Source organism: uncultured Paraglaciecola sp., assembly GCF_963977085.1.
Classification (GTDB): domain Bacteria; phylum Pseudomonadota; class Gammaproteobacteria; order Enterobacterales; family Alteromonadaceae; genus Paraglaciecola.
On sequence record NZ_CAXBNC010000008.1, the window covers coordinates 133137 to 152218 of the forward strand.

Sequence of the window (19082 nt, forward strand, 5' to 3'; positions counted from 1 at the left end):
ATTAATTGTGATTCTTAAAATATTCGCCTGCGGCTTTAACAAACCCTGTAAAAAGAGGGTGACCGTCGCGAGGAGTGGAGTTAAATTCTGGGTGAAATTGACCTGCTACAAACCAAGGGTGATCAGCAACTTCAATGACTTCTACTAAACGTTTATCAGCAGATAGACCTGTGACTTTGAGTCCTGCTGCTTCGATTCTTTCTCGCAAGTTATTGTTCACTTCGTATCTGTGTCTATGACGCTCGTATATTTCGCTGGTGCCATACATGTCATGTACTTTACTACCGGGAAGTAGATGACATAGTTGACTGCCTAAACGCATGGTGCCGCCTAAGTCTGAACTTTCGTCTCTGGACTCAGTCGTACCTGCCGCGTCTAACCATTCGGTGATAAGTCCAACAACAGGGAAAGGCGAATTTGCATCGAACTCAGTACTGTTGGCGTTTTCCATGCCAGCGACGTTACGTGCATATTCAATTAATGCCACTTGCATGCCCAAACAAATACCTAAATAAGGTACCTGATTTTCCCGCGCGTATCTGGCCGCGGTGATTTTACCTTCAATACCACGCTCACCAAAACCGCCTGGTACTAAGATGGCATCAAGGCCTTGTAAAATATGTTCGCCTTTACTCTCGATATCTTGTGAGTCAACGAATTTAATATTCACAGTTAAACGATTTTTTAAACCGGCATGTTTAAGGGCTTCATTCACAGATTTGTATGCATCGGGTAATTCAACGTATTTACCTACCATACCTATGGTGACTTCACCTATAGGATTGGACTCAGCGTAAAGTACTTGCTCCCATTCGGTTAAGTCTGCCTCCGGGCATTCTAGGCCAAAACGTTCCACTACCAATTCATCTAAACCTTGGGCTTTGAGCATGGCGGGGATTTTGTAGATGCTGTCGGCGTCTCTTAATGAAATAACGGCCTTGTCTATTACATTCGTAAACAAGGCAATTTTTTGGCGTTCATTAGAAGGTAAGGGGACTTCAGAACGACAAACCAAAATATCGGGCTGTACTCCAACCGAGCGTAATTCTTTTACAGAATGTTGCGTGGGTTTGGTTTTAACTTCACCTGATGCAGCAAGATAAGGCACTAATGTGAGATGCATAAACATCGCACGATTGCGGCCTACTTCAACGCCTAATTGACGTATTGCTTCAATAAAAGGTTGTGACTCAATGTCACCTACGGTACCACCAACTTCTACTATGGCTACGTCGACACCTTCAGCGCCAGCAATCACGCGGCGTTTAATTTCGTTGGTGATGTGGGGGATAACCTGAATAGTGGCACCCAAATAATCACCACGGCGCTCTCTTTTGAGTACTTCTTCGTAGACTCGGCCAGTGGTAAAGTTATTGCGTTTGGTCATGCGAGTACGAATAAAACGCTCATAATGACCTAAGTCTAAATCTGTTTCGGCACCATCGTCGGTAACAAAAACTTCACCATGTTGAATTGGGCTCATTGTGCCAGGGTCAACGTTGATATAGGGGTCAAGCTTGAGCATTGTGACGCTTAAGCCCCTAGCTTCTAGAATTGCGGCAAGCGAGGCTGCAGCAATACCTTTTCCAAGTGATGAAACCACACCACCTGTGACGAAAATATAATTTGTCATGTGAACCCTAATAAAGGCGTTTGAATTGAATAGGCTTTGTACAGTTTGGTTTGAATTCTCTTGTTGATCTTATTGATACGCCGCAAGAAAAAAACCACTACTAGACGGGAAGGCATTATACTAACAAAAGGCATCCCAGACAAAGATTAATCTGAAATAAAAGACATAAGGTATTTCAATTTAATGAATTATCAAAGGCCCTAAGTCATAACTGGGTGGTGACTTAGGGTGTTAATAATTTTATCTTGTCTGAATTAACTCACTAAATTTACTATCGCTCCACCCAAGCCTCCCATTATCAGCGCAACGTTTGCTAAAAAGCCCATTACAAATCCTATTGCTCTGCTGCGCGGGTTTTTCACGTAAGTGATGTAATAGATAGGTCTGCCTATTAAAAATAAACTCGCAATTGCAGCACCGATTGTGGGACTCACAAAAAATGCAAATATCCACAATGCTGGAACAAATACAATTAATTGCTCTAGGGTATTTTGTTGTACGCGGTACAGTCTTTCCCATGTTGGGTTGCCTGATACCGCAGGGGCAATCACCTGATATTTTTCACGACTAAAGCCAACCTTGAATGCAAAAAATAAATACTCTATTAATGCGATAAGGGTAACAATTGCTGGTAATTCCATTGCGAATTCCTTGTTTTAGTAAAGTGATCTTGAGTTATACCCTTATATTTAATAACAGTATTAATCTTCAGACGCTAAGGTTTTGAGTTGATATAAGTAGTCTAATGCCTGTTTAGGCGTTAGGTCGTCGGGTTTAATTTGTTTTAATGTTAAACGTAACTCATCCACAGAGTTGAGTAGGTCGAGTTGTTGTTCTTGTCTAGCCATTAGTGGTTGTTTGGCTACTGGTTGATTTTCTAGCTCGGCTAATTTGCGTTTGGCTTGTTGGATCACACTTCTGGGTACACCGGCTAATTGTGCCACTTGTAAACCGTAACTTTTGTTGGCGGCACCTTCTTGGACTGCATGCATAAAACGAATCGTTTCTTGGTGTTCTACCGCATCTAAATGCACATTGGCGAGTTCGGGTAACTCGTCAGCTAGTTGGGTGAGCTCGAAATAATGGGTAGCAAATAAGGTATAAGAATGCAGTTTAATGGCCAAGTATTCAGCACATGCCCATGCTAATGACAAACCGTCGTAGGTACTCGTGCCGCGGCCAATTTCGTCCATCAGTACTAAACTATTGGCCGTTGCGTTATTGAGTATGTTAGCGGTTTCGGTCATTTCCACCATAAAAGTTGAGCGACCTGAGGCCAAATCATCAGACGCACCTATGCGAGTAAATATTCGGTCAATGGGTCCAATTTGGGCATTTTCAGCAGGAATGAAGCTACCAATATACGCCATCAAAACAAGCAGTGCGGTTTGACGCATATAAGTCGATTTACCGCCCATATTTGGACCGGTGATCACCAACATTCGTCTGTGTGGGTTAACCTCAATGGGGTTGGCAATAAAAGGTGTTTTCATGACATGTTCCACTACCGGATGACGGCCTTGTCCAAAGTGGATGCCACTTTGTGTGCTCAGTTCAGGGCAATGGTAGTTTAGGGTTTCAGCTCGTTCGGCAAGATTTGTGAGTACATCTAGCTCTGCTATTGCGTCTGCACTTTGCATTAGACTTACTAGTTCGGGCAATAAAATATCAAAGAGTTCGTCATACAGGCGTTTTTCTAAAGCCAAAGATTTACTTTGACTGGTGAGTACTTTGTCTTCGTGCTCTTTTAATTCCTGGATAATGTAACGTTCATTATTTTTTAGGGTTTGCCTACGCACATAGTCTGGGGGAACTTGGTCAGCATAACTGCGACTCACTTCAATAAAATAGCCGTGTACTCTGTTGTATCCCACTTTGAGAGTGGCAATGCCAGTGCGGTCTTTTTCCCGTTGTTCTAACTCATCTAAATAATCAGTCGCCCCTTTGGATAAGGCGCGAAGTTCATCTAATTCTGCGTTGTAGCCTGCTTTTATGACACCACCGTCGCGAATTAAAACCGGAGGGGCGTCTTCTATGGCGTTATTGAGTAAATCAGCAAACCTTGGAAATTGATTGATATCGTTTGCCAGTTGCATCAAACCGCTGTTAGCAGACTCAGCAGATTGGTCGGTGACAAATCCTTGAATATCAGGCAATAACATAAAGGCTTGCCGCAGCCTGGCAAAATCTCTGGGGCGAGCCGAACGCAGCGCTAAACGTGCCAGCACTCTTTGCATGTCGCCAACCTGCTTGAGGCTAGTTTGCAACTGTGGATAATCACTATTGAGTAGGGATTTTATGTTTAGCTGTCGTTGAGTCAGTATTTTGATATTGGTTAATGGTCGATGTAACCATCGTTGTAATAACCGACTGCCCATGGGAGTGGATGCATTGTCTAACACGCTAGCGAGGGTATGCTCTTTACCCCCTGCTAAATTTTGGGTTAATTCTAAGTTTCGCCTAGTAGCAGCATCCATTAAAACGGTATCGGATTCGGTTTCAAGTAGGATATTACGAATATGGGGTAGGGCACTTCTTTGGGTGTCTTTCACATATTGCATCACACAACCTGCTGCGCACAAACCGGTTTTATTGGCTGTGACCCCAAAACCTGTGAGTTCTTTGGTGCCAAACTGTTGGTTTAGCTGCTTGGTGGCTGTGTCAAAATCAAATTCCCACATTGGGCGACGTCGCAAGCCTTTTCGCTGTTGTATTATGTGCTGAAAAGCAAAGTCTTCTGGGTATAACAACTCTACTGGATTGGTACGCTGAATTTCTGCCGCTAGGGCTTCGATATCCTTTGGTTCACACAAGGTGAAACGACCAGTGGTGACATCAAGTGTGGCATAACCAAAGTGCTGGGTGTTCTGCTGTTTAACACTGACCACCGCCGCTAATATGTTGTCTTGTTTATCTTCTAATAAGGCTTCGTCAGAAACAGTTCCAGGGGTGACAATACGTTGCACTTTGCGTTCTACTGGCCCTTTACTGGTGGCGGGATCGCCTACTTGTTCCACTATGGCGACCGATTGGCCCATTTTGACTAAACGAGCCAGATAATTTTCAACTGCATGATAAGGCACGCCAGCCATAGGAATGGCATTGCCACCGGATTTACCTCTGGCAGTTAATGATATATCGAGTAATTCTGAGGCTTTCTTGGCATCATCAAAAAACAACTCATAAAAATCACCCATACGGTAAAATAGCAATATATCTGGATGTTCTGCCTTAATTTTTAGATATTGCTGCATCATAGGTGTGTGAGACTGTAGTGCTGGACTAGTTATTAAGGTTTGCTCTGAAAAATTATTCGATGGCATAATAGCGATTACTTTATTCTTTTTATCTGATGGTTGGCGTGACATATTCATCATTAGATATCACATATTTAGGTTGCCTACATGACTGCAGACATAACCCAATTAGCTCAACTTTTAGGAAACAAACTTGCAGCTAAAGGTTGGCAAATCTCCTGTGCTGAATCATGCACTGGAGGGGGAGTAGGATACGCCATCACAAGTATTTCTGGAAGCTCAGCTTGGTTTAAAAAAGGTTTTATCACTTACTCAAATGATGCCAAACAACAGATGTTAGGTGTCAGTGAGCATACATTAAATCAATACGGCGCCGTGTCGGCGCAAACCGTGGAGGAGATGGCAGTAGGAGCTGCGACATATGCCAAAGCTGAAGTGGCCGTTGCCATTAGTGGCATTGCGGGTCCAGATGGGGGCACCCCAGAAAAACCAGTAGGTACAGTGTGGTTTGGCTTTTTTATTGATGGGCAAAGCAGTAGTCAAAAATTACTGATTGATGGCAATAGAGAAACCGTTAGAATAAAAGCCATTGAATTTGCCTTATCAAATACCTTGCAGTTGCTGCCTGAATAAATACACATATATCCTAAAAATAATTTCGACTTTTTACTTGTAACTGTATAACCATACAGTATACTTCGCACCTAACTACTGTATAGCAATTAGTATTGAAGTGAATCACTCCAATACCGACAATCACAAAGGACATTCTGATGGATGACAATAAAACTAGAGCGCTCAGCGCCGCCTTAGGCCAAATCGAAAAACAATTCGGAAAAGGTTCTATCATGAAATTGGGCGACAATAAAACCATGGACGTTGAAACGATTTCAACGGGCTCTCTTGGTTTAGATATTGCGCTTGGTGCGGGTGGTTTACCTTTAGGGCGTATAGTTGAAATTTACGGTCCAGAGTCCAGCGGTAAAACTACCTTAACGCTAGAAGTGATTGCAGAAGCACAACGCAACGGTAAAGTGTGTGCTTTTATTGATGCTGAACATGCTCTTGATCCTATTTATGCTAAAAAATTGGGAGTAGACGTAAACGAGCTTTTAGTCTCGCAACCAGATACAGGTGAACAAGCGCTAGAAATTTGTGACATGTTAACTCGTTCTGGTGCAGTTGATGTCATAGTAGTGGACTCGGTTGCAGCACTGACTCCTAAGGCTGAAATTGAAGGTGATATTGGTGATTCACACATGGGGCTTGCGGCGAGAATGATGAGCCAAGCTATGCGTAAATTGACGGGTAACCTTAAACAGTCGAATACTATGTTGATATTTATCAACCAAATTCGTATGAAAATTGGGGTTATGTTTGGTTCACCCGAAACCACTACTGGCGGTAATGCCTTGAAGTTTTATGCGTCAGTACGTTTGGATATTCGCCGTATTGGTGCCGTTAAAGCGGGTGATGAAATAGTGGGTAACGAAACTCGCGTTAAAGTCGTCAAAAATAAAATTTCACCTCCATTTAAACAAGCTGAATTCCAAATCATGTATGGCGAAGGTATAAACAGCTTTGGTGAACTCATTGATTTAGGTGTGACCCATAAAATGGTTGAAAAAGCGGGTGCTTGGTACAGCTACAATGGTGAGCGTATTGGGCAAGGTAAAGCTAATTCCATTGTTTATTTAAAAGAACATCCAGAAATGGCAGCAGATATTGATAAACGTTTAAGAGATTTATTGTTGTCAAAACCAGTAGCGGCCGATGAAACACCTAAAAAAGAAGACGCTGAATAGTTCAAAGAATAGTCTCAAGGCAGTACTGAAAAACCCGCTAAAGTAGCGGGTTTTTTTATAGCGATTGGAAAAAGTTAGACTGAGTTTTACATAGATGGGTTTATAATTAACCTTGTGTGGCTAGGTCATCTAAGACATTAATCAACTGCGCACTGGCCTGTTCCATTTTTTCAAAAGAAAGTAAACTTTGTTTGATATCACCGCTTTGTAATTCTTTTAAAGCTGCGATGCCATGTTGGTGTACCTCTGAGTGGGGTCTTTCAAGTGCTTTGTAAGACGAATTCTTTTGATACTGACGGGATTTGTCACTGTTATACCACTGACCTAATCTACATTGTTTGTGATCTTCAAATGATTCAACCGATTTTTGAGATCGCCCTAAGGCTACTTCATAGACTTGGCCTTTCCAAACGATATGATCTAGCTTAACAGTTTGAATAAAACTGCTATCCGACGCTTCAATAATGGAAGTTTTCATTGCACCAACTGTAGTGTTAATTCCACTATAACTGGTATTTAAACCGGCAATAGTATTAGATAACTCAACGTTAGACTCTTCAAGTGCAGTCGCAAATTTAACGCCAGACTCAGTATCTTGCTTAATTCTAGCAATGAGACCGCCTACTTCTTCGGCGGACTTGCTGGTATTACTTGCTAGGCTTCTTACCTCATCGGCTACAACAGAAAACCCACGTCCAGCATCACCGGCCCTTGCGGCTTCAATTGCGGCGTTAAGGGCTAACAAATTGGTTTGGTCAGAAATTTTAGATATGGTTTCTACAAAAGAATTAATACTGTCAGCAATGGCCTCTAAGTTAGCCATACTTTGCGACATGTTTTGCATTTTTTCGGTTATTTGCTCCATGCCACCTGCAATACCCGTTATTGATTCTTGGCCGCTATCCAATACTTGATTCAGTTCATCGATAGATTGTGATTCGTCTTGGATTAATTCATAGGAAGATAAAACAGACTCCCTAATACTTGTCACTTGGCTGATACAATCAAGCAAGTTGGGCCATATTTGTTTATCAAAGCTCAATTCTTCTTTGATGGCTGAGGCCGCTTTGACATCACTTAACTCAGCAATGAGGTCTTCGTTTTCAGTTTTATAGCGATTTTTTTCGGCTTCTGATTGCGCTAATTTTTGTTCTAATTCAACGTATCTGCTTTTACTGACCCACATGAATTGAGACTCCACATATAAAATAAATATTAAAGGTCCAATGTCCCTTTTTATAATTAATGAGAATTTATAGCATAACTTCTCATTCAGCATTGTGTCATTCTATAACGATTTAATTAGTTTTCGGCTGATTGCCGCAGAACTAAAATTATTCTGTTGTTTAATAACACCTCGCGGCCATCCGAACTTTTATTACCTTTGATTGTGCGTTTTTCCCCTTGGACAAGGGTAGGGCACGAATGGTGTTAGTGTTAATTATTTACTGATTCGTTTTATACTTTCTTAGATACTTTGTTATGCATTTTGGCCCAGCTATCGGGGAACTTACCTTGCAATACGTATGAGAAAGAAATCAGTTCTGCAATAACATGATAGAGCTGATCTGGGATTTCTTGGCCTAAGTCTAAGGTGGCTAGAAAATCGCTAAGGTAAGGGTCTTCATGTACTAACACCCCATTTTGCCTAGCAAGGGTAATAATTTCTTCAGCTAAGTCACCAAATCCCTTGGCAATAATAGTGGGGGCAGGTGACTTACTGTCAGAATCTGAGGTACCTTGATTACCCTGTTGATACTTAAGGCCAACGGCGCTTTTTTGCTTGGGTTTTTTTGATGTTTGATCAGTCATGGGTTTTTAGGCCTTTTAAGCTTTGGCTTGAAACATGTGATAAGGACGTTGCTGCAGAGTGTCTGGGATTTTTCCTAGCTGGCAATGGCTTTTGCTCATTTCGATACCAAGGGAGTCAAACTTTCTACGCAGTAATGGCAAGTAGTTCATGACTTGAATTTTGACTGCTTCATTAGAAGCGTAAAAGTTTATTTCTAAGGTGTCAGCTCTCAGTTTAGCCTTAGTTAATAATTCTCCTAATTCACCCACGGATAGCTTCATTGTGAGTTGCCATGTTTTATTGCTGTTTCCTTCTTCAGATGTGTTTTCTTGGTGATTTTCTTCTCGTTTAATTAAGAGTTCAATGTCTTTAAAGTTGCCGCCTAAAGCAGAAGGCAAATTGTAGTAAAAGCTTTCTTGCCCCTGAATCATTTGCTCAGCATTACTTAGTTTGCTTGTCTGATGTCCCGATAACAAACGACCAATTTCTTTCATTAATTGATGTTTCTGTTCTAATTGTGATAAATCACTCATGGCTTTTGGCGTGGCACTAGATTTGGTTTTACTGACGCCACTTAATACATTATTGAGTGTTTCAGTAATATGTTCTGAACGACTCGTTTGTGTACGTGACAGTCTTGCACTGAGTGACATTTGTAACAAGGTGACTAAACCACTCATAAAACCTTGTCCGGATGTGGGGTTAATCATTTGTAATGCGGATAAATTAAGGGCGGGGGTTGTCAACAATTGTCTGATTTGATTGACGTCTTGTTCTTTTCCTTGGGGCAATGCTTGCTTGACTTGTTGTAACACTTGTTCAACTAATTGTTTACTTGGCTGCTCTGTTACCCCCTTAAAAAACTCTGTATCACCCAGCGCCTTTTCGACTGCCTGTAAGGTGACTGCAGGCGGTTCTGCTTTAGCTTGCACTATACGCAATAAACTTTGCACTAGATTAAGTTGTTGGGGTTTGTTGGCAAGTAGACTAGGACTAATCACACTTTGGGTTACGGGATTGTCTTGTAACCTTGTTAATAAATTAGCTGCGGCCTCTTTGAGACTTAACTTTATTTCTGCAGATTGATTGCCATCTACTGGTGGCACTATTGGTCTTAATTTATTAGCCGCTAAGTTATCTTGAGGCACAACTGTGTTGGACCTAGGTGCAGCTAGGTGGACTTCTGGGCGCGGCGATTGCCGTGACTTATTGGTTTCTATAGGCAAATCAAGTTGTTTAATGATTGTTTGATAATTCGGCAACTTTAGTGGTGCTAATGTTTGGGCAATCTCTTTAGTGACAGGGATGGTGGCTACGGGTTTAATGTTTTGTAGCAAAAGGTCAATTTCACCACTGGGTTTTATTTGCAGTGAGAGTTTATCTATAGGTAGCGACTGCAGTTTTTGCAGCAGATCGTGGTTTTGCAGCTGATTGGTTTTTGTTAGCTGCTGTAAAACCGCTTTGACAGGGAGTTCAAAGGAAACGGGTTTAGTGGGGCTGAGTCCTTGTAAGCTGGCTTTAATTACCGGAGTGGCAAGTAGCGGGGTGAGTATACTTTGTTGATTGTTAGCGACTTTAATTTCTTGACTGGCACTAGTGCCAGCTGCCGATGTAGTGGTATTCGCTGCCGCTGTTTGTGGTAACAGTGGATTGGCTAGTTTAGGTGCTGCTTGGGGCAATGGTGTAGTCGCCCCTTGACTCTTTAACTGCACCTTGTCAGCAGAGTCTGCCACGCTATTGTGTGTTTGCTTCGGCCCATTTGTTTGGTTTTGTAGGATAGTGAGCTGCCAGTTATTGCCTCTGGGCGTAATGGCAAGCGTGACTTTTTCACCTGGTGCAAACTGATTGAGTTGTTTAATAGGCAGTGCAATTTCGAGCGGCGGTTTCTGATCAACAAGGCTTAATTTTAGGATACTTTGTTGATTGCTCAGGGGGACATTTTGGGCTTCAGAGGGAGTTGACTTAATTTGATAATTACCGGGATTGGAGGTGATCTGAGCATTAATTTGTTGTTTGGGTAATACCGATATTACTTGAGCATTAATCAGAGGTAGTTTGTTGGGTATATCAGCTTTCAGTTGCACGTTACCTGAAAGCAATTGTTTTGCCGGTAACCTTAATAAACTCTGTAGTTGTTGGTCAGTTAGTGGGATAACATTGGATAGTTTAGGGCTTGCCTGTGAAAAAAACGTAAGCGTGGGAACTGGGTCCGCAGAAATTTTTAATTGATGAGTTTGACCCTCAGCAAGTTTACCCTTTATTTCTGGATTGTTTAACAAAACGACTTTATTGAGTAAAACCGCGCTTTTATTTAAACTTAAAACGTTACCTGCTAGATGTTTCACTAATACTTCAACACCTTGCCGAGCAGCGTCTGACGTAGGCGCTAATTGACTCAGTTGAGTGAGTGCCTGAGTGAGAGTGGCTTGAGATGATTGAGTAATGTCAGGCATATAAAAGTTATCGGCTGATATTAAGAAGCATGAGTTAAATTACAGTTTACTCGCAACTCACCTATATTGGCTAATCCACTTATTCACTCTGCCCTCTTATTTTGGATATAGCTAATTTGAGCATCTTATTATTTTGTTACCATTTCGAGTTATCTATTTGGTTTAGCTAGTAGGTCAGGGGCAAAGCCTATGATATTATTGGGGATTAATTGGCTGCACGCTTAATAGAATAAACGAGGATAGGTTTGGCGGTACTTTCTGTAACTAATTTGTCTGTAGTCAAAAGAGATAGGTTATTGTTTGAAAACATCAACTTTGCGGTTCAGCAAGGTGATTTACTGTACGTCAAAGGTCAAAATGGTGCCGGTAAAACCAGTATGTTAAGAGTGTTAGCTGGATTAGTCACTGCCGATTCTGGTGAGGTGTTTTTCTCACAACAAAATATCCAAAGCTATCGTGAAAATTACCACAAAAACTTGGTGTATTTTGGTCACAAGTTAGGCATTAATCAGACTTTGAGTGCCGTAGAAAATTTGCAGTATTGGTGTAAACAGCATCAAGTTGCTATTTCAGTCGAGACCATTTTTAGTACCTTGGTTCAACTCAACCTAGTTGGGTTAGAAGATATTCCCGTCGCCAATTTGTCTGCTGGGCAGCAACGCCGAGTAGCCTTGGCGAGGTTTTGGTTTAAAGAAAGCGCAAAATTGTGGATTTTAGACGAACCTTTTACTGCTCTTGATACTCAAGGTATTGATTTGTTAACTAAACAAATCACTAAATTTCTTCGCGGTGGTGGTGCTGTGATAATGACTTCCCATCAAGCTTTACGTTTGGACTATCCAACTGAAGAACTGACCTTGGAGTATCGGATCTAGTGGCGGCATTGATGGCTATTTTAAAGCGTGACTTAGCCTTGGCTTATCGTCAAAGAGCTGAGTTGATGCAACCGATGTTATTTTTTGTGTTGGTGATTAGTCTATTTCCTTTAGCGGTTGGACCTGAATCAAATACATTGCAAAGGATAGGCCCCGGTGTCATTTGGGTTGCTGCAATATTGTCGTCTCTGTTAGGCCTAGAACGTTTGTTTCGTGATGACTTTCATGATGGCTCGTTAGAGCAGCTCATGTTGTCTAGCACCTCATTACCTGCAGCTGCGCTTGTAAAAGTGGTGGCCCATTGGTTAACCAGTATTTTCCCTTTAATTTTGTTATCACCCTTATTGGCGTTATTTTTACATTTGAGTGAGCCAATGTATTGGGCTCTGTTAATAACCTTGCTTTTAGGTACGCCATTATTGAGCCTTATTGGTGCCATAGCCGTAGGCTTGACCGTGGGATTAAATCGCGGCGGGGTGTTGTTGGCTTTATTGTTACTGCCAGTGTTTATTCCTTTATTAATCTTTGCTACGTCAGCTGTGGAATCGGCTTCAATGCAATTGCAATATACTGCGCAACTAGCGATTATTGGCGCTATGTTTCTTTTTTCTTTAGCGCTGGCGCCTTTTGCCATCGCTTATGCACTTAGAGTGAGTCAAACCTGATGTGGAAGTGGTTACATCCTTACGCTAAAACTGAACGTACTTATCATCTATGCCAAAGGTTGTTGCCTTGGTTTAGTTTGCTGGGGTTGATAGTGATTTTAGTTGCAACCATTTGGGGATTAGCCTTTGCCCCAACGGATTATCAACAAAGTGAAGCCTATCGGATTATTTATGTGCATGTGCCCAGTGCCGTGTTATCTAAAAGCCTCTATAGCGCTATGGCTATCGCTGGGTTTATTGGTTTGGTTTGGCAAGTCAAAACGTCTTTTATGGCAATGGTCGCCTTAGCACCTATAGGCGCTACAGTGACTTTTGTTTCACTCATTACCGGTGCTGCTTGGGGTAAACCTATGTGGGGTACTTGGTGGGAGTGGGATGCCAGATTAACGTCGCAATTGATATTATTGTTTTTGTTTCTTGGAGTGATTTCGTTATACAAAGCCTTTGACGATAAACAACAAGGTGGCAAAGCCGCAGGGGTCATGGCTATTGTTGGTGTGATCAATTTGCCGATCATTCATTACTCAGTTGAATGGTGGAATACGTTGCATCAAGGCGCCACTATTATGAAATTTGATAAACCTTCTATGCCCCCGGAAATGTTATGGCCACTTCTGCTGTCTATATTGGGCTGGGCGTTGGTCAGCGGTGCGATTTTCCTTTTACGTATGCAAAATGAAATATTACAAAGAGAAATAAGACGCCCTTGGGTGGTGGAGATGGCAACGAAAGACGCTGCGTTGAGTGAGGTGAAATAATGCATTTTGAAGACTTCAGTAGTTTCCTTGATATGGGTGGATACGGTTTATATGTATGGTTATCTTTTGGAGTAACGGCACTGAGTTTGTTGGTGTTGTGGTTAGATTCGTTTTTTTCTAAACGCACACTTTTGACGCAAGTTTTGAGAGAGCAAACAAGGCAAGCGCGCATTAAAGCGGCGGCTGAGCAAAATAGTAAGGAAGATACAATATGAACCCAAGACGTCAGAAACGTTTGCTGGTGGTATCTGCAATCTTAGTGATAGTGGGTGGTGCTATAGGCTTAATGCTGTATGCATTGACTCAAAATATCGATTTGTTCTACACACCTTCTGAAATTATTCAGGGTAAAGATGGACAAATCCCCGAAGTGGGACAGCGTTTACGAATCGGTGGCATGGTTGTGCCTGGCACGGTTAAACGAAATCAAGAAACCTTGGCGGTAAGCTTTGATCTAGTGGATACCGGCCCTGCAGTGACAGTGAGTTATCAAGGGATATTGCCCGACCTGTTTCGTGAAGGGCAGGGGATTGTGGCAACGGGCGTATTAACTAAAAACAATCATATTGAGGCCCATGAAGTCTTAGCCAAACATGATGAAGAATATATGCCGCCAGAATTGGCAGAAAAGATGAAGGGCATTAAACACGTTAAACCAGACCAAGCAAGTTACGGTAAATCAGAGGCAGGTGAATAATCATGTTAGCTGAATTAGGTAATTTCGCTTTAGTTTTAGCCCTAATGATGGGGATATTGTTGTCTGTTTATCCGATGTGGGGCGCTTATAAAAATCATGCTCGAATGATGGCAATGGCCAAACCTTTAGCCATTGCAATGTTTGTGTTTACCGCTTTTGCGTACGCTTGTTTGACTCATGGTTTTATAACCGACGACTTTAGTTTGGCGTACGTGGCCAATACGTCAAACAGTACCCTACCAATTTATTACAAAATCACCGCTGTGTGGGGCGGCCATGAAGGCTCATTTTTATTATGGGTACTGATATTTTCTATATGGACAGTGGCGGTGGCACTTTTTAGTCAAGCTATTCCCATCAAAATGGTCGCTAGGGTGTTATCTATTTTAGGTATGGTAGGTATTGGTTTTTACTTGTTTATGTTGCTTACCTCTAATCCATTCGATCGACTTTTGCCTTTCTTCCCTATAGACGGCAAAGATTTAAATCCTTTATTACAAGACTTTGGGATGATTATTCATCCACCTATGTTGTATATGGGCTATGTGGGGTTCTCTGTGGCCTTTGCCTTTGCTCTTGCTGCATTGATTTCTGGTCAATTAGATTCAACTTGGGCGCGTTGGTCGCGGCCGTGGACTATTGCCGCTTGGTCTTTTTTGACTGCTGGTGTGGCACTTGGTAGTTGGTGGGCGTACTACGAACTCGGTTGGGGGGGCTGGTGGTTTTGGGATCCCGTTGAAAACGCGTCTTTTATGCCATGGCTTATAGGTACAGCATTGATCCATAGTCTGGCCGTCACAGAAAAACGTAAAGTCTTTAAGTCTTGGACTGTATTGTTAGCTATCTCAGCATTTTCTTTAAGTTTATTAGGCACCTTTTTGGTTCGTTCTGGGGTGTTAGTGTCGGTGCATTCTTTTGCTAGTGATCCTAGCCGAGGGTTGTTTATTCTTGGTTTGTTGGTGGTGATCATAGGTGGATCGTTAGGCTTGTATGCCTACAGGGCACCACAACTCAAAGGCAACGGTAGATACCAACTGTTTTCACGAGAAGTTTTGTTGATAGGCAATAATGTCTTTTTGACCGCTGCGACTTTGGTGGTGCTACTTGGTACTTTACTGCCTCTTGTACATAAAGAACTCGGCATGGGGTCTATTTCAATCGGGGCGCCATTTTTTAATCAAATGTTCACTTACCTGATTATGCCCTTCGTGTTGTTTATGGGTATTGGCCCGCTTTCGCGCTGGAAAAGCCAATCGGCTCAGGCTTTATATAAACAGTTGTTGTTCGCTTTTGCGTTAAGTGTTTCTGCTGGTGTGTTAGTGAATGCGAGTTTTGAACAGTCCAGTTATATGGCTGCCTTTGGTTTAGTAATGAGTTTCTGGATCATTGTGGCGACTATAATGGAAATTCGCCAGCGTATTGAACCTCAAGTAAAGTCAGGCAAATTTAGCACTTTGCAAAGTTTACAAAAGCTTACGCCTAGTCATTGGGGCATGGTATTTGGACACTTAGGCTTTGCCGTGACCCTTATCGGTATAGCATTAGTGAGCGCATACAATGTAGAGCGTAACGTTAGAATGGCAATAGGCGACCGCGTGACATTGCAAGGATATGAGTTTGTCTTTAAAGATGTTTCGGCCTATGCGGGACCCAACTTTACCGCAGACGTGGGTCATGTTGATGTATACCAAAACAGTAAAAAGGTCGCTGCACTAGAAGCTGAAAAACGTTTTTACCCGGTTCAGCGAAATGTCATGACAGAAGCCGGGATAGACTCTGGATTAACACGAGATTTATTTGTGGCTTTAGGTGAGCAATTAAAAAATGGTGATTGGTCATTACGAATTTATGTGAAACCTTTTATTAATTGGATATGGCTAGGGGCTTTTATTATGGCGTTTGGTGGCGTTTTGTCTATTAGTGATAGGCGTTATCGAATGGCTAAGATTGTGAAAAAACCTCAAACAGTTAAAACGTCATCCCCAGTATTAAAGGAGCAAATATCTTGAAAAAAATAGCAGTATATTTAATCCCTTTGGGACTGTTTTTGGGATTGATTGTATTCCTGTATCAAGGTTTGTTTTCTAATCCACGAGAGCATCAATCTACCTTGTTGCAACAGCCTATGCCTGAATTTGTTTTGCCTGATTTAATGAATATCGAGAAGACCTATACCCAAGATGTCTTTCTTGGGGAAGTGACCTTGCTCAATGTGTGGGGAGTATGGTGCGTCACCTGTGCAATAGAGTTGCCTTATTTAAAGCAGTTGCAAGGTGAGGGTAAACATATTGTAGGTTTGTACTTCGACCAAGATATGGACCCTGATTTTGGGATTAAAACTGTGGCACGAGTGCAGCAGGAAGTCACCGACAAGCTCAGTCAATTAGGTAATCCTTATGCTTACAATATATTCGATGTAAAACGAGATTTATCCATGGATCTGGGGGTGACAGGTGCCCCTGAAACCTACTTGATTGATCGACAAGGCAAGATACGTTTACATCACATTGGTGATATCAATCCTCGTGTTTGGAACAATAAGTTCGCGCCAATTTATGACGAGTTGGTGGCCCAATGAATCGATTGATAACCACTTTTGCTGTGGTGTTGTTAGGTGTTTTATCTAGCCAAGTTACAGCCACAGAAGATAAGTTTCACTTTGAATCCCCTGAAAAGAACGCTTTGTTTATCGAGTTAACCAAAGAATTACGTTGCCCTAAATGTCAAAATCAAAACATTGCCGATTCTGATGCCATGATAGCGGTAGATTTAAAACGCAAGGTTTATGAGTTGCTGCAAAAAGACTATGACAAAGCCCAAGTGATTGATTTTATGAAACAAAGGTATGGGGACTTTGTATATTATCAACCACCAGTTAACCCTATGACAATTTGGTTGTGGTTATTACCTGTTTTGTTTATTTTTATTGCTTTGGCCGGAATTATCATGTCTCGTAAACGCCAAGTCCCCGAGATTAATCAAGAGCAGCTAGACAAAGCACAAGCAATTTTGGAGCGTGAAGAGTGAGTCTTTTTTATCTAGGTGCGGGGCTGTTTGTTTTAATTGCTTTAACGTTTATCGCCTTCCCGTGGCTGCGTAAAACGGCCGATGACTCTGTGAGTTCCTTAACCAACAAGAGCCTAATCAAACAACGTTTAGTCGAGTTAGATTCTGAGCAACAGCAAGGGTTATTGAGTGATAATGACAGGATACAATCTGAGAATGAGCTAAAACTTGCGCTATTGGATGAGGTCAAGATTGCGCAAAGTAATGAATCTAACGCAGGCCTTGCCATAGCAATTGGCGCACTGCTTAGTTTGTCGGTTGGTATTGGAGCTTATTTATATGCCAATCAAATTCAACCTATTCAGCAATGGCAGATGGCCCAGCAGCAAACTAGCGAGCTAGGGCAACGAATGATTAAAGGCGACGAAAGTCTTAATTTACAGGACTTACAAACCTTTGCCTTAGGCCTGAGAACAAAATTGTTAGACACACCTGAAGATGCGACTGGTTGGATGTTGTTAGGGCGAGTGTCGGGCGCTATTAATAGGATAGACAGTGCAATTCAAGCCTTTGAAAAGTCTTTGAAATATGACCCTAATAACACTGGAACCTTATCAAGTTATGCACAAGCGTTATTGATGACAGGACAAGAACAGCAAGTATTGCAGGCTAAAAAGGTGTTGCTGCACATTCTGACTTTAGAGCCAGACAATACCAATGCTATGGGGGTTTTAGCCATTGCCGCAACTGAGTTAGGTGATAAAGCGCTAGCGCTTGAAAACTGGCAAAATTTAGTCGCGTTTATTCCCGAATCAGACCCCAATTATATGGCAGTTAACCAGCGTATTATGCAATTGCAGGCAGAGCTTGGTCAGGTGAGTCAAAGTGCGCAAAATTCATCTAAGCCATCCGTTGCAGGTACCAGTACAACGGGTGTGTTGGTGACCATCAATATCAATGCTGAACTGCAATCAAAATTGCCTAAAAATGGCTATTTATTTGTGTTTGCTCAAGAAAGTACCGGAAAAATGAAAATGCCAGCTGCGGTGGTGAAAATGCCTCTAGGAGAATTCCCAATGACAGTTGAGTTGTCTAATGACAATGCTATGACGCCCAATTATACCTTGTCGCAATTACAACAAGCTAAGTTGGTCGCTAGGGTTTCTATAGATGGAAACGGGACTCAGTCAGCGGGTGACTTCCAAGGTGAGTTGATCGTGACTTTGAGCGCGAACGAAATGATCCAAGAAACAATAACCATAGATAGAGAATTATGATGAAGAGAGTAGCTGTTTTAGTTTTAGCAACAGGGTTGTTGCTGCTTGGTGGGTGTGCATCCCAACAAACGACTACTGAAAAGGCACAACAGTATCAAGATCCAAAAGATCCATTAGAGTCATTTAATCGTACCATGTGGGATTTTAACTATGAGATTTTAGATGAATATATTTTGCGACCCACTGCTGTGGCCTACGTGGATTATATGCCGCAAATTGCGCGCACAGGTTTATTGAATGTGGCAGAAAATTTAGAAGAGCCTTCCAACGGTCTTAATAATTTGTTGCAAGGGAAGCTGGACGGGACTTTTATCAGTCTTGGACGTTTTTTGCTGAACTCAACTGTGGGTTTATTGGGCTTGATTGATGTTGCCAGCGAAATTGGTTTAGAGGCACAAGAAGAAGAGTTTGGAGAAGTTCTCGGCAAGTGGGGGGTCGATACAGGGCCGTATTTGATGGTTCCAGCGCTTGGGCCAACCGATGTGCGTAGCTCAGTTGGCGATTATGTGGATTCAGCTTATTTACCTATTGATGGCCTGAATTTTTATTTGAGTTTTTTGCGTATCGGCATTAAAGCACTAGAAAGCCGAGCCTCGGTAATACAACAAGAGCAACAACTCAACTCTTCTGCCGATCCTTATGCATTTGTGAAAAGTGCTTATTTCCAAAATTTGGAATTTAAAGTGAAAGATGGAAAGATTGAAAAGTCCGAAGAGGAAGAAGCGCTAGAAGACGATATCGATGCGTTTTTGGATGATTTTTAATTGCAGAAAATAGAAAATAGAAAATAGAAAATAGAAAATAGAAAACAGAAAGACCGAGTAGCAATATTCACCACAAAGGGCACGGAGCGCTAGGGACACA

18 protein-coding genes are annotated in these 19082 nt (G+C 41.9%); 12 read left to right on the forward strand and 6 right to left on the reverse strand.

Annotation, left to right across the window (positions count from 1 at the left end):
- Position 1 precedes the first annotated feature (1 nt).
- The 3 genes from AAC000_RS11685 to mutS form a co-directional block, all read right to left on the reverse strand.
- On the reverse strand, positions 2–1633 hold the full coding sequence (locus AAC000_RS11685) for a CTP synthase (protein ID WP_339722886.1): 1632 nt from the start codon (positions 1631–1633) through the stop codon (positions 2–4).
- 254 nt (positions 1634–1887) lie between these two features.
- Positions 1888–2274 (reverse strand): MAPEG family protein, encoded by a 387-nt coding sequence (locus AAC000_RS11690; RefSeq protein WP_339722888.1) that lies wholly within the window; start codon positions 2272–2274, stop codon positions 1888–1890.
- Between the two features lie 60 nt (positions 2275–2334).
- Positions 2335–4956 carry a DNA mismatch repair protein MutS gene (gene mutS / locus AAC000_RS11695; protein WP_339723002.1) on the reverse strand — a complete coding sequence of 874 codons (2622 nt, stop codon included), beginning with the start codon at positions 4954–4956 and terminating at the stop codon, positions 2335–2337.
- Positions 4957–5037: 81 nt separating this feature from the next.
- On the opposite strand from mutS, the gene AAC000_RS11700 reads away from it, so the two are divergent.
- Together AAC000_RS11700 and recA are read left to right on the forward strand one after the other, a co-directional pair.
- A complete protein-coding gene (locus AAC000_RS11700; RefSeq protein WP_339722890.1) occupies positions 5038–5523 on the forward strand; it encodes a nicotinamide-nucleotide amidohydrolase family protein in 486 nt (161 codons plus the stop codon).
- A gap of 140 nt (positions 5524–5663) precedes the next feature.
- Positions 5664–6695 carry a recombinase RecA gene (gene recA, locus AAC000_RS11705; protein WP_339722892.1) on the forward strand — a complete coding sequence of 344 codons (1032 nt, stop codon included), beginning with the start codon at positions 5664–5666 and terminating at the stop codon, positions 6693–6695.
- 106 nt (positions 6696–6801) lie between these two features.
- Here the strand turns inward: recA and AAC000_RS11710 are convergent, their stop codons facing one another.
- The 3 genes from AAC000_RS11710 to AAC000_RS11720 all read right to left on the reverse strand — a co-directional run bounded on the left by AAC000_RS11710 (position 6802) and on the right by AAC000_RS11720 (position 10940).
- The gene (locus AAC000_RS11710; protein WP_339722894.1) at positions 6802–7881 is read right to left on the reverse strand and encodes a methyl-accepting chemotaxis protein; all 1080 of its coding nucleotides are present in this window, start codon (positions 7879–7881) and stop codon (positions 6802–6804) included.
- A 272-nt stretch (positions 7882–8153) separates the two neighbouring features.
- A complete protein-coding gene (locus AAC000_RS11715) occupies positions 8154–8507 on the reverse strand; it encodes an EscU/YscU/HrcU family type III secretion system export apparatus switch protein (protein ID WP_339722896.1) in 354 nt (117 codons plus the stop codon).
- Between the two features lie 15 nt (positions 8508–8522).
- Positions 8523–10940 (reverse strand): flagellar hook-length control protein FliK, encoded by a 2418-nt coding sequence (locus tag AAC000_RS11720; protein WP_339722898.1) that lies wholly within the window; start codon positions 10938–10940, stop codon positions 8523–8525.
- A 245-nt stretch (positions 10941–11185) separates the two neighbouring features.
- On the opposite strand from AAC000_RS11720, the gene ccmA reads away from it, so the two are divergent.
- The 10 genes from ccmA to AAC000_RS11770 are packed head-to-tail and all read left to right on the forward strand — an operon-like array spanning position 11186 to position 18982.
- Positions 11186–11815: a cytochrome c biogenesis heme-transporting ATPase CcmA gene (ccmA, locus tag AAC000_RS11725; protein WP_339722900.1), complete on the forward strand. Its 630-nt coding sequence runs from the start codon at positions 11186–11188 to the stop codon at positions 11813–11815.
- Positions 11816–11826: 11 nt separating this feature from the next.
- Positions 11827–12480: a heme exporter protein CcmB gene (gene ccmB / locus AAC000_RS11730; RefSeq protein ID WP_339722901.1), complete on the forward strand. Its 654-nt coding sequence runs from the start codon at positions 11827–11829 to the stop codon at positions 12478–12480.
- The gene (locus AAC000_RS11735; RefSeq protein ID WP_339722903.1) at positions 12480–13238 is read left to right on the forward strand and encodes a heme ABC transporter permease; all 759 of its coding nucleotides are present in this window, start codon (positions 12480–12482) and stop codon (positions 13236–13238) included. The genes ccmB and AAC000_RS11735 overlap by 1 nt, the downstream gene beginning before the upstream one ends.
- Positions 13238–13453: a heme exporter protein CcmD gene (gene ccmD / locus AAC000_RS11740; protein ID WP_339722904.1), complete on the forward strand. Its 216-nt coding sequence runs from the start codon at positions 13238–13240 to the stop codon at positions 13451–13453. Before AAC000_RS11735 ends, ccmD begins: the two co-directional genes overlap by 1 nt.
- The gene (gene ccmE / locus AAC000_RS11745; RefSeq protein ID WP_339722906.1) at positions 13450–13935 is read left to right on the forward strand and encodes a cytochrome c maturation protein CcmE; all 486 of its coding nucleotides are present in this window, start codon (positions 13450–13452) and stop codon (positions 13933–13935) included. Before ccmD ends, ccmE begins: the two co-directional genes overlap by 4 nt.
- Before the next feature lie 2 nt (positions 13936–13937).
- The gene (locus tag AAC000_RS11750) at positions 13938–15944 is read left to right on the forward strand and encodes a heme lyase CcmF/NrfE family subunit (protein ID WP_339722908.1); all 2007 of its coding nucleotides are present in this window, start codon (positions 13938–13940) and stop codon (positions 15942–15944) included.
- Positions 15941–16513 (forward strand): redoxin family protein, encoded by a 573-nt coding sequence (locus tag AAC000_RS11755; RefSeq protein ID WP_339722910.1) that lies wholly within the window; start codon positions 15941–15943, stop codon positions 16511–16513. Before AAC000_RS11750 ends, AAC000_RS11755 begins: the two co-directional genes overlap by 4 nt.
- Positions 16510–16962, forward strand: coding sequence for a cytochrome c-type biogenesis protein (locus AAC000_RS11760; protein ID WP_339722912.1), 453 nt, complete (start codon positions 16510–16512; stop codon positions 16960–16962). The genes AAC000_RS11755 and AAC000_RS11760 overlap by 4 nt, the downstream gene beginning before the upstream one ends.
- Positions 16959–18218, forward strand: a complete 1260-nt coding sequence (ccmI, locus tag AAC000_RS11765; protein WP_339722914.1) for a c-type cytochrome biogenesis protein CcmI — start codon at positions 16959–16961, stop codon at positions 18216–18218. The genes AAC000_RS11760 and ccmI overlap by 4 nt, the downstream gene beginning before the upstream one ends.
- Positions 18218–18982: a VacJ family lipoprotein gene (locus tag AAC000_RS11770; RefSeq protein WP_339723004.1), complete on the forward strand. Its 765-nt coding sequence runs from the start codon at positions 18218–18220 to the stop codon at positions 18980–18982. The genes ccmI and AAC000_RS11770 overlap by 1 nt, the downstream gene beginning before the upstream one ends.
- Positions 18983–19082: the final 100 nt, after the last annotated feature.

Bases quoted from the DNA above. Each gene is read 5' to 3' on its own strand.
- ccmE (WP_339722906.1), top strand. From the start codon at position 13,450: ATGAACCCAAGACGTCAGAAACGTTTGCTGGTGGTATCTGCAATCTTA.
- ccmD (WP_339722904.1), top strand. From the start codon at position 13,238: ATGCATTTTGAAGACTTCAGTAGTTTCCTTGATATGGGTGGATACGGT.
- AAC000_RS11735 (WP_339722903.1), top strand. From the start codon at position 12,480: ATGTGGAAGTGGTTACATCCTTACGCTAAAACTGAACGTACTTATCAT.
- AAC000_RS11685 (WP_339722886.1), bottom strand. From the start codon at position 1,633: ATGACAAATTATATTTTCGTCACAGGTGGTGTGGTTTCATCACTTGGA.
- mutS (WP_339723002.1), bottom strand. From the start codon at position 4,956: ATGCCATCGAATAATTTTTCAGAGCAAACCTTAATAACTAGTCCAGCA.
- AAC000_RS11760 (WP_339722912.1), top strand. From the start codon at position 16,510: ATGAATCGATTGATAACCACTTTTGCTGTGGTGTTGTTAGGTGTTTTA.
- AAC000_RS11710 (WP_339722894.1), bottom strand. From the start codon at position 7,881: ATGTGGGTCAGTAAAAGCAGATACGTTGAATTAGAACAAAAATTAGCG.
- ccmB (WP_339722901.1), top strand. From the start codon at position 11,827: ATGGCTATTTTAAAGCGTGACTTAGCCTTGGCTTATCGTCAAAGAGCT.
- AAC000_RS11750 (WP_339722908.1), top strand. From the start codon at position 13,938: ATGTTAGCTGAATTAGGTAATTTCGCTTTAGTTTTAGCCCTAATGATG.
- AAC000_RS11690 (WP_339722888.1), bottom strand. From the start codon at position 2,274: ATGGAATTACCAGCAATTGTTACCCTTATCGCATTAATAGAGTATTTA.
- AAC000_RS11715 (WP_339722896.1), bottom strand. From the start codon at position 8,507: ATGACTGATCAAACATCAAAAAAACCCAAGCAAAAAAGCGCCGTTGGC.
- AAC000_RS11720 (WP_339722898.1), bottom strand. From the start codon at position 10,940: ATGCCTGACATTACTCAATCATCTCAAGCCACTCTCACTCAGGCACTC.
- AAC000_RS11700 (WP_339722890.1), top strand. From the start codon at position 5,038: ATGACTGCAGACATAACCCAATTAGCTCAACTTTTAGGAAACAAACTT.
- recA (WP_339722892.1), top strand. From the start codon at position 5,664: ATGGATGACAATAAAACTAGAGCGCTCAGCGCCGCCTTAGGCCAAATC.
- AAC000_RS11770 (WP_339723004.1), top strand. From the start codon at position 18,218: ATGAAGAGAGTAGCTGTTTTAGTTTTAGCAACAGGGTTGTTGCTGCTT.